Origin of the sequence: Antarctobacter sp. (assembly GCF_048262615.1) — a bacterium.
In the GTDB taxonomy this organism is placed as follows: Bacteria; Pseudomonadota; Alphaproteobacteria; order Rhodobacterales; family Rhodobacteraceae; genus Antarctobacter.
On sequence record NZ_JBLXFB010000052.1, the window covers coordinates 254 to 10,456 of the forward strand.

Genomic DNA, 10,203 nt, shown 5'->3' on the forward strand with positions numbered 1-10,203 from the left:
GTCCCCGCCCGAGGCCTTGGCGTCCCGGATGATTTCCTCGATGGAGAGATAGGCCTGAACCGGACCCAGACCCTCGCCGATGCGGTAAGCCTCGTCCGCCTTGAAGCGGTGCAGCCCCAGCTTGTCTTCTTCGGCGAAGACGGCGACCGTCTTCTTTCCCATCTCGTTCGCCGCCCGCATGATCCGAATGGCAATCTCGCCACGGTTCGCTATCAGAATCTTCTGGAATTCGGGCATCTCTCTAAGGTCCTCCACGGCCTCTTCCCTTGCCCCGACGATCCGTCGGTCTTCACTCAGCGCCACGGGAGGGGCATGTTCGGCAGTGTTCCGTGCGCCGTCGGCCGGACTCTCGCATGTTGGGCTGTGCGGCATGATCGTGTTCCCCTGCCATCCGGGCGGTTGTTTCTGCCGGTGATGTGATCGGTGCGGTTTATGAATGAATGGTCGATCAGTAGGTATCCTGTTTCCGGGGAGGAAATCAAGGGTACGTGACGGTGGCTGAAGGCACATGCCTGTTGGCCGTCCCGGCAGTTGTTCCCGAGACGTATTGTACGGGCGGTCGAGACCATGGATAGGTCACGGATCTAGCCGAGCGGGCGGGCTTGCACCGTCCGGAAAATGGTGCTTGACTCATGTAGAATGAATGATCAATCATTTTTCGCAGATCGATGTCCGGGCGAGCGGGTCACGGAGAGGCTTCCTGTTCCTCATGGAGCAGGCGCATTCCGTCAGGGCCGACACCCGGTGCGTGACGCAGCAAGCCTGTCGAAAGGGATGGAAGGTCGACGTGAAAGCGACGGACAAGAGGATCGGCGTTGTGGTCGGCGGTGGCAACGGGATCGGTGCTGCCTGCTGCAGGCTGATGGCGGAGCGGGGTTGGAAGGTCGTGGTTGCGGATCTTGACGAAGGGTCCGCCAAGGCTGTCTCCGAAGAGATCGGAGCGCATGCCTGCGCTGTCGACATCCGGGACCACGACGCGGTCGAGCGGCTGGCGGCGGACATCGAATCCGATGTGGGCCCGGTTCATGCCCTCGTCGTGGCAGCGGCGGCGTTCCAGGACAGATGCACCGCGTTCGAAGCGACGACGGACCAGTTCCGGAATGTCTTCGCCGTCAATTCCGAAGCCGTTTTCGCCCTGGACCGGGCCTTCGGCAAGGCGATGGTCCGGCGGCGATCGGGGAGCATCGTCAACATGGCATCAGCCGTGGTCTACGGATCTTCGCCCGTGCATGCCTATGGCGCGTCCAAGGCCGCGGTTGTCTCGCTCACGCGGACGCTCGCCGTGGAATGGGGCCGGGCAGGCGTGCGGGTCAATTCGGTGTCGCCCGGTTCGACCCTCGTGGAGCGCCAGCTTACCCGCAAGTCGGACCCGCGCTTCACGACGGATCCGATCGGAACGTCTGCGCTTGGGCGGAAGGTCCTGCCGCGGGAAGTGGCGGAGGGCGTCGAATTCCTGGCGTCGGACCGGGCGTCGGCGATCACCGGCATCGACCTGCTGATCGATGGCGGGTTCGTACCGGCCAGCATGTGGGGCTTCTACGGTGGTGTGCCCGCTGCAGAGGACCCGTAGCACGCGCAGTCACGACACTTGAACGGTCTGCGGCATCATGGGTCGGTCCCGCGCCCGGACCGGTCGATCGGGGCGCCGGCGAACCCCGACCTGTTCGAAGCGTCCCGGCAGTACTGAAACTGGAGGAAACGATACCATGGTCAAGCTCGGTGAACGTCGCCGTCTCGGAACGTCCGGCCCGGAGGTTTCGGCTTTGGGACTTGGTTGCATGGGCATGAGCTTTGCCTATGGCCCTCCCTCGGACCGCGAGGAAATGATCGCGCTCCTGCGGGCCGCCGTCGAGCGGGGTGTCACATTCTTCGATACGGCCGAGGTTTACGGCCCCTATCTCAACGAGGAATTGCTCGGTGAGGCGCTCGAGCCCTTCCGCGACGACGTGGTGATCGCCACCAAGTTCGGATATCGGCTGGACCCCTCGGCGCCGTCCGGCTGGGATGGGTTCGACAGTCGGCCGGAACACATCAGGGAAGCGGTCGAGGGGTCCTTGTCGCGCCTGCGCATCGACAGGGTCGAATTGCTCTACCAGCACCGACCGGATCCTGCCGTGCCGATCGAGGATGTCGCCGGGACGGTCAAGGATCTGATCGCCGAGGGCAAGGTGCGCCATTTCGGCCTTTCGGAGGTCGACGTCGACACCATTCGACGGGCACATGCCGTGCAGCCGGTAACCGCGTTGCAGAGCGAGTATTCCCTTTGGTGGCGCAAGCCGGAAGAGGAGATCTTTCCGCTCATGGAGGAACTCCAGATCGGCTTTGTCGCCTACAGCCCGCTCGGCAAGGGGTTTCTGACCGGCAAGTTCGACGAGAACACGACCTTCGACAAGGACGATTCCCGCAGCACCAAGCCGCGCTTTTCCAAGGAGGCGCTCAAGGCCAACCAGGTGCTGGTGGACCTCCTTCGCGATCTTGCCGCCGATTACGAAGCCTCGCCCGCGCAGGTGGCGTTGGCATGGCTTCTCGCGCAAAAGCCGTGGATCGTGCCGATTCCCGGAACGCGCAAGGTGAGCCGCCTCGAGGAGAACCTTCAGGCTGCCGACATCAAACTGCGCGCGGGCGACGTCTCGAGGCTTTCGGATGCGGCGGCGAAGATCGAGGTCATCGGCAGTCGCTGATGTGGCAAGGATCTGCTCGGCAGTCGCCGAATGCGGACAGGTGGCCTGAGGTCGTTCAGGTTACGCCGTGTCGTTCGGTGTCCATGCGGGATGCACCCGCCGACAACGATCCATTCAGAAGGGATTGCCGTTCGTACGGGGAACCGGCCGTGCGTTGCCGGAGGTTGGGGGGCCGGTTGCACGAGCGGGGATGCTTTCTGTGACGCAGGCCTTGATTTTGCTTCCGCGTCCGGTATCCTGAATTCGAATGATCAGTCGTTCATAATTCGGAATCGGATCCGCCGGAGACTTTGAAAGGGGTGGATCGCCGCAAGCACGGGGGCGACGCGAAGAGACGTCGAGCGGCTCCGGCACCAACCTGGAAGTACCAGCACTCGTGATCAGAATTGTGCCGCATATCGCGGCTCAGAAAGGGAGGACCACTATGAAACTCAAACTCACCGCAGCCAGCCTTGCGCTTGTTACTGTTGCGGCCGGCGCCGCACAGGCGGAAAAGCTGATCGTCGCCCACGGCTTTCAGCCGTCGCATGCGACCGTTCAGCATGGCATCGAACCGTGGATGGCCTGCGTCACCGAAAAGAGCGGTGGCGATATCGAATTCGACCACTATCCGTCGGGACAGATCGCCGGATTCCAACAGGCCATTCATTCGATGAACAGCGGTTTGACCGACGTGACGGCCGTCAGCCCGCCCTATGAGAACTCGAAGGTTCCGCTGAACAACCTCACCATCCTTCCGGGGATGGGCACGCTCGCCGTCGACATGACCGCCGGGTATCGCACCATGCTGACCAACGGCAGCGCGATCGAGAAGGAATGGACGGACAATGGCGTGATGCCGCTGTTCAACGGTGTGAACCCGCCCTACCAGCTCATCATTGCCGGAGAGCCGATGAAGACCGTCGAGGCCATCAAGGGCAAGAAGATCCGCGCGGGCGGTGCAACGATCAACATGACCGTCGCGGCGACGGGCGGGGTTCCCGTCGAGCTTCCGGCCGGGGACATGTATGTGGCCATGCAGCGCGGCACGGTCGATGCGACGGTGCTGTCGATGACATCCGCACCGGCGTACAAGCTGGAGGAGGTCACCAAGTCGGTCAGCTCCAACGGCAACTTCGGCAGCGGTCATATCCTCATCGGCATGAACATGGAGAAATACCAGGGCCTGTCCGAGGCGAACCGCGCTGCGGTTGACGAATGCAACCTGTCGGTGGAGGCGGAATTCGCGAAATATCTCGACGACCGCAGCTCGGAGGTGCTCAAGGAATGGGCCGATCAGGGCATCGAGGTCTACGAGTTCTCGGAAGAAGAAAGTGCCAAGCTGTCCGACATGCTGTCGTCCGTCGCCGAGGACTTTGTTGCCAAACTTGTCGAGAATGGGGTGGCGAACGCCCGGGAAACCTACGAGCAGTATCAGGCTGTTCTTGCAAAATAAGCCGTGATGGCTACCCGCACCGGACGTTGGTGTCCGGTGCGGGTTCTTGTCAGAAGGCCGAGCGGCCGCCGTCGGCAACAATGACCGCACCGGTGATCATGCGCGAGTCGTTGGAAGCCAGGAAAAGAGCGATCGAGGCGATATCCTCGGGGTCCCCGACAGAGAACGGATAGGCTTCGCCAAGCGATTGCAGCAGTCCGGTGGAATTGGTCTTCTTGTCGGAATTCGCCAGCCAGCGTTCGGTCCGGACCGAGCCGGGGCAGATCGCATTGGCGCGGATGTTGTGCGGGGAGTATTCGCCCGCGATGCCCTTGGTCAGGGAGATCACGCCACCCTTCGCCGCAGCGTAGATGTGCTTTTTCAGCTTTCCGTTCAGTGCTGCCCAGCTCGCCGTGTTGACGATCACGCCGGCGCCGCGCGCCTTCATATGCGGGATGGCGTAGCGGCAGCACAGGAACGTCCCGCGCAGATTGACGTCGAGCGTCACGTTCCAGATCGACATGTCGACGTCGGTGGTCGGCGCGTCGTTCTGCAAGGAGCCGCCGGCACAATTGAACAGAACGTCGATGCCGCCGAACGTTTCGACGGTGGCGTTCACCATCGCTTCGACGGCCGCTTCGTCCGCAATGTCGGTTTCCACCGCGAGCGCTTCGCCGCCCGAGGCCTTGATGTCCTGCTCGACCTTCGCGGCCAGTTCGCCGTTCTTGTCGACGATCACCACCTTTGCGCCTTCGGCGGCAAACATCTTGGCTGCCGCGCGTGCGATACCGGAACCCGCCCCCGTGATGATCGCAACCTTGTCCTGCAATTTACCCATTTGTTCCTCCTGAGTTTCCGGACGGATAAAAGCCCGGCATATGATGAATGATTAGTCGTTCAAGTCGCGGTGTCAATGGTACGAGGCGCCTTCCGGCGCGCAGAGGCACAAAGTTCCGGCCATTTTGTCCGGCTGCGCGGACCAAGCGTCCCCGGGAGTGCCGTATCGGCCTTCGGGTTTGTACGGTGGGATTGTGCTGCTGTCCACGCGAGGCGAAGGCTGTTGGCAGCCGGTTGTGCGCGGCCCGTCGAAGTGAGCCGACCCGGTAGGGTGAGGGGGCTCGGTTGTGCATCCGCGATCTCTTGCGCTTTTCATCGGCCTTTCCACTCGGCAGACGCCGCCTTCTCCCGGTGAACAATCATTCATCATATGGGCTTGGGGCGTTCGAATGAGAGGCCTGATGTCGCACTGGACAGGTCGACGCAGCAGGGCTTGAGCGGGCGCCGCGGACCCCGGCGCCCTCGCTTCTCGACCTGCCTCGTCTTGAGAATCCTTGCGAAGGCTCCGAAATGTTTCGCCCGACTGCCGGGATGCCGGGGCATGTACGTGCGTTTCGGGCGGCGGGCAGCAGGAGATCGCATAGAAGCGACTTGATTTCTGCCGGTGAACTTGTAAGCATTGATGCGAATGATTGGTCGTTCATATTGTGCGATGCGATACGGGAGGCGTATTTTTCGGCTTTGGAGGGCGGTTTCCTCCTTTCCCGGGCGAAGGGAACGTCGCGATGGCACGAGGGAACGACACCGATTCGGATGGCATGGCCGAAGACGCCGGGAATGGCGCCTCCGGCTGGGATGACGAAAAAACACAGTCTCGCATGATGCGACACGCTAGAGACACGAAAACCCGGCGGGTTCCAGCAGGTGATACTGTTGTTCGCCGATGTGCAGGAGATCAGGAAGCCATGAACAAGATTACGTCTGCAGAACATCTTGGCGCACACAAGACCGTCGTCGGAACGCGCCCCGTTCGTCCGGACGGCGTGCCGAAAGTGACAGGTGCTGCACGATACGGTGCCGACTACAGCCCGCCGGGGATGCTTCACGCAAGAATGCTGCGCAGCCCTCATGCCCATGCGCGGATCAACAGCATCGACACATCCGCGGCTGAGGCGCTGTCGGGCGTTTTCGCGGTGGTGACCGGTGCGGATCTTCCCGATTTCGAATTCCAGTACGTGGGTCCGGAGCGTCTGCAGCGGAACCCGTGGAATGACGTGCGCAACGTCATGGCGAAGGAAAAGGCCTATTACGAAGGCCACGCCGTCGCTGCAGTGGCCGCCAAGGACGCCGCCACGGCGGAAGAGGCGCTCCGCCTGATCAAGGTCGACTACGAAGTCCTGCCCTTTGTCGTCACCATCGCCGACGCAATCAAGGATGATGCACCGCTGGTGCATGAGGACGCCTACACCCGCAACGTCGAACCGAAGCCCGAGAAACCGTCGAACATCTCGCGCGTCTACGTCGACAGCATGGGCGACATCGAAGCCGGGTTCGCCCAAGCCGATGTGATCGTCGAACTGAGCTTCGACAGCGATCCCGTGCACCAGGGCTATATCGAGCCTCACGCCTGCGTGGCGGAATACAACGGCGGACAGGCGCATCTTTGGGTGTCCAGCCAGGGCCATTTCCAGATGCGCGATCTGACGGCGGCTTTCACCGGCATGTCCGCCGGGAACATCCGCGTGACACCTGCGGAAATCGGCGGCGGGTTCGGCGGAAAGACCAAGGTCTACCTCGAAGCCATCGCGATGCTTCTGTCGATGAAGTCTCATCGCCCCGTGAAGATGGTGATGAGCCGCAGCGAGGTCTTCCGGGCAACGGGTCCGGGCGCGGATTCGAAGATGAAAGTGCGGATGGGTGCCACCAGAGACGGCAAGATCGTCGCGGCCGACCTCGAACTCTACTACGGGGCGGGCGCGTTTCCGGGGTCGCCCTTCATGAACGGCTGTCTCTGCGCTTTCGCGCACTACGCGATCCCCAACCAACACGTGAAGGGCCATGACGTCGTCACCAACCGGGCGATGACCTGCGCCTATCGCGCGCCGGGGTCTCCTCAGTCCAACTTTGCCGTCGAAAGCGTCGTCGACGTGATCGCCAAGAAGTTGGGCATGGATCCGCTCGACCTGCGCATCAAGAACGCGATTCGCAAGGGCGATCCGCTGATCGGCGGGCGGACGATGTCCCACGAAGGATTTGTCGAGATGCTCGAGACGCTCCGCGCGCATCCCGATTACGGGCGTCCGCTCGGTCCGAACCAGGGCCGCGGGGTCAGCGCCGGCTTCTGGCACAACGCGGGCGGCGACTCGGGCGCGACCGTGTTCATCAATACCGACGGAACGATCGCCGTCGCGACGGGCAGCCCGGACATCGGCGGAAGCCGCGCCTCCATGGCGATGATGGCCGCCGATACCTTCGGTGTGCCCTACGAACAGATCACCAGCGAGGTTCACGACACGGCGTCGGTGCCGTTCAGCTATGTCACCGGCGGGTCGCGGGTGACCTTTGCCACCGGCAAGGCGGTGGTGGGCGCCTGCGAGGGCGTCATTCACCAGCTCAAGGAACGGGCCGCGAAAATCTGGGGTGTGGATGTCGACGGCGTGGACTGGGTCGACGGCGAAGCGCGCCCGTCTTCCTCGAACGTCGGGGAGTTCGAGCCGCTGACCCTGAAGGATCTCGCCGCTCAGGCGACGGCGACCGGCGGGCATTTCGGGGCGTCCTACGCCGAGAACATGCAGGGCCACGCACCGGGCCTCAGCGCCATGTTCTGCGAGGTCGAGGTCGATCCGGACACCGGCTACACCAAGGTGCTCAAGTTCGTGGCGGCCCAGGATGCCGGCAAGGCGATTCATCCTTCCTATGTCGAGGGGCAGATCCAGGGCGCGGTGGTTCAGGGCATCGGCTGGGCGCTGAACGAGGGCTATGTGTTCGGCAAGAAGGACGGCGTCCTTCAGAATGCCGGATGGCTGGATTACCGGATGCCCGTCGCGTCGGATCTTCCGATGATCGAGGCCGTGATCGTCGAAGTGCCGAACCCGAACCACCCCTTCGGTGTCAAAGGTGTGGCGGAGGCCGGGATGGTCGCCGCCATGGGGTGCGTCGCCAATGCCGTGGCAGGCGCCGCCGAACGGCGGATGACGTCGCTGCCGATCACGCCGATGAAGCTGATGGATGCCATCGACGGTCGTTCGCAGGCCGAACTCTGACGCTTGTCGGTGACGGGACAGGTAAGGCAGATTTGCGAAACGAACGGGAATGGCCTCGGTATGAGGCCATTCCCGGTTTGCCTGAAGGGCCGTTTCCGGCGGGTCGGGCGGGATCAAGCTTTCTCGCACCGACCGGAGCGGGCCGCCGCCGGGACAACCAAAGCGCATGACCAGAACGACCAGGACGATATCATGGAAAGACTTGGCATCCATTTGAAACGCATGCCTTTAGTGGAGGGAGTCCTGTCGGGAGGCACCTTCGGGCGAGGACGGCAGCAGGGGCTGGCGGCAACCAGCGAGCGTTCGGCCCGGCATGGGCTTGCGCCGAACCCGGTGAAGGGATCGTGACGATGGACAAGGTTCCCCTGACAGCCAGGCTTGCCGAATATGCGATCGGCACCGACTACGCCGGGCTTCCGGACACCGTGCAGCGAGAAGCGGTTCGGGCCTTCCACAATTGGGTTGGCGTGGCGCTGGGTGGCAGCACGCATCCCACCGTTCACCGGGCCGGGAACTTCGCGAGACGGACCGGCGGGACGGGCCCATCGACTGCGCTCGGTCAGGGCTTCAGAACGGATCCCGCGAGTGCGGCCTTCGTGAACTGCATGGCCTCCGCGGTGCTGGCGTTCGACGATGCGCACATGCCATCCGTGGCGCATCCCAGCGGCCCGGCCTGCGCTGCTATCTACGCGGTAGCACAGGGCCGGAAGACGACCGGCAAGGAGTTCCTGAATGCCATCGCCTTGGGAATCGAGATGCAGTGTCGCGTGGCAAACATGCTTGTTCTTCCGCCGTCTGCGCTGCATGCGGACATTTATGTCAACGGTTTCTCCGGCCCTGTCGGTGTCGGCCTCGGAGTCGGCAGGCTCATCGGCCTGACCGAGCAGCAGATGGTCTGGTCCGTGGGCATCGCGGCGTCGCAGGCTTCGGGGTTTCGTGGGGTCTCCGGCAGCATGACGTCGCAGTTCAGACCCGGCCACGCCAGCCGGGCGGGCGTTGTCGCGGCGCTGCTGGCGTCGGAGGATTTCGACTGCACCTACGATCCGCTGGAGGGGCGGGGCGGTCTGATCGACATTTTCGCTGCCGGTGCCGACCAAGAGATTGCGCTTGCCGGACTGGGGCAAGAGCACGAGATGCTCAACAACCGTTACAAGCCGTATCCCTCCGGCATCGTGTGCCATCCGACGATTGATGCCTGCCTCGATATTGCCGCTCGCCTGCCCGAGGGCACGACGATCAGCGGGATTCACCTGACGGTTCATCCGCTGGCACTGACGATGACCGGCATCCGGCATCCCGGGACATCCCTCGAAGCGCGCGTGAGCATCTTTCACCTCACCTCCATGGCGTTGTTGCACAAGATGACCGGGCTCGATGCGACCGCGATGGAGCGTGTCACCGACGCAGAGGTCACGGCGCTGCGCGACCTGATCGTGGCCGACCCCGTCGCCGGCATAGGGAAGGGCGAGGCGATCGTGGAAGTCACCTTGTCCGACGGCAGCATGCTTCGCAGCCATATCGTCAAAGCGCGCGGCAGTCGCGAGCTGCCGATGTCGGATGCCGATCTGGAGCGGAAATTCCTGGAGTTGGTGGAAACCGTCCTTCCGCCCGACAAGGCCGCAACACTGAGCGAGATGTGCTGGAACGTCGCCGATTCGAAGGACGTGAGCGCAACTTTCGAAGAGTTCCTCGTCTGATCGGGTGCGCCCGGTTCTGGCCGGGCGCAGGCCCATGCGGCGCCCCCGCAAGACCGGAAATACGGACCGGGATAGGGCTGTAACCTCTTGAAGCCTGACTGCGTAGATGTCCTTCACATCGGCAGGAAGGTCTTCAAGCGTATCCCTCCGGTGGGGGCCGTCTGACGGGGTTTCGGTGTCGGTGTTAGGTCCGACCTTATGGCCGACCATAAGGTCGGACCCGAGATCGAAGTTATTTCTGCCGCGGCTGTGCCGCGCAGGCGGCCCTGGAGTGATGCGGAGAAGATCCGGATCGTGGAAGAGAGCTTCTTGGAGCACCGCCAAGTTACGGCCACGGCTCGGCGGCATGGTGTGTCACGTTCTCTGCTGAC

Annotated in this window: 8 protein-coding genes; 6 read left to right on the forward strand and 2 right to left on the reverse strand. The window is 63.0% G+C overall.

Annotation, left to right across the window (positions count from 1 at the left end; genetic code table 11):
- Positions 1–237 (reverse strand): biotin carboxylase N-terminal domain-containing protein (locus ACN0S5_RS23610; protein WP_417211683.1); only part of this gene is annotated, 237 nt, incomplete at its 3' end.
- A gap of 406 nt (positions 238–643) precedes the next feature.
- Between ACN0S5_RS23610 and ACN0S5_RS23615 the strand changes: the two genes are divergently transcribed.
- The 3 genes from ACN0S5_RS23615 (at position 644) to dctP (ending at position 4,116) form a co-directional block, all read left to right on the forward strand.
- Entirely contained in the window at positions 644–1,570 is a 927-nt protein-coding gene (locus ACN0S5_RS23615) for an SDR family NAD(P)-dependent oxidoreductase (protein ID WP_417211685.1), read from the forward strand.
- 136 nt (positions 1,571–1,706) lie between these two features.
- Positions 1,707–2,681 carry an aldo/keto reductase gene (locus ACN0S5_RS23620; RefSeq protein ID WP_417211686.1) on the forward strand — a complete coding sequence of 325 codons (975 nt, stop codon included), beginning with the start codon at positions 1,707–1,709 and terminating at the stop codon, positions 2,679–2,681.
- Between the two features lie 424 nt (positions 2,682–3,105).
- Entirely contained in the window at positions 3,106–4,116 is a 1,011-nt protein-coding gene (gene dctP, locus ACN0S5_RS23625) for a TRAP transporter substrate-binding protein DctP (protein WP_417211687.1), read from the forward strand.
- 49 nt (positions 4,117–4,165) lie between these two features.
- Here the strand turns inward: dctP and ACN0S5_RS23630 are convergent, their stop codons facing one another.
- Positions 4,166–4,933 (reverse strand): SDR family NAD(P)-dependent oxidoreductase, encoded by a 768-nt coding sequence (locus tag ACN0S5_RS23630; RefSeq protein ID WP_417211688.1) that lies wholly within the window; start codon positions 4,931–4,933, stop codon positions 4,166–4,168.
- 724 nt (positions 4,934–5,657) lie between these two features.
- Between ACN0S5_RS23630 and ACN0S5_RS23635 the strand changes: the two genes are divergently transcribed.
- From ACN0S5_RS23635 to ACN0S5_RS23645, 3 genes are all read left to right on the forward strand, one after another.
- Positions 5,658–8,135, forward strand: a complete 2,478-nt coding sequence (locus tag ACN0S5_RS23635) for a xanthine dehydrogenase family protein molybdopterin-binding subunit (protein ID WP_417211689.1) — start codon at positions 5,658–5,660, stop codon at positions 8,133–8,135.
- A 350-nt stretch (positions 8,136–8,485) separates the two neighbouring features.
- Positions 8,486–9,832, forward strand: coding sequence for an MmgE/PrpD family protein (locus tag ACN0S5_RS23640; RefSeq protein ID WP_417211690.1), 1,347 nt, complete (start codon positions 8,486–8,488; stop codon positions 9,830–9,832).
- Positions 9,833–10,030: 198 nt separating this feature from the next.
- On the forward strand, positions 10,031–10,203 hold a 173-nt coding region (locus ACN0S5_RS23645; RefSeq protein WP_417211693.1), incomplete at its 3' end, for a transposase.

Coding starts and splice junctions, on each gene's coding strand:
- ACN0S5_RS23615 (WP_417211685.1), top strand. CDS start 644: ATGATCAATCATTTTTCGCAGATCGATGTCCGGGCGAGCGGGTCACGG.
- ACN0S5_RS23620 (WP_417211686.1), top strand. CDS start 1,707: ATGGTCAAGCTCGGTGAACGTCGCCGTCTCGGAACGTCCGGCCCGGAG.
- dctP (WP_417211687.1), top strand. CDS start 3,106: ATGAAACTCAAACTCACCGCAGCCAGCCTTGCGCTTGTTACTGTTGCG.
- ACN0S5_RS23630 (WP_417211688.1), bottom strand. CDS start 4,933: ATGGGTAAATTGCAGGACAAGGTTGCGATCATCACGGGGGCGGGTTCC.
- ACN0S5_RS23635 (WP_417211689.1), top strand. CDS start 5,658: ATGGCACGAGGGAACGACACCGATTCGGATGGCATGGCCGAAGACGCC.
- ACN0S5_RS23640 (WP_417211690.1), top strand. CDS start 8,486: ATGGACAAGGTTCCCCTGACAGCCAGGCTTGCCGAATATGCGATCGGC.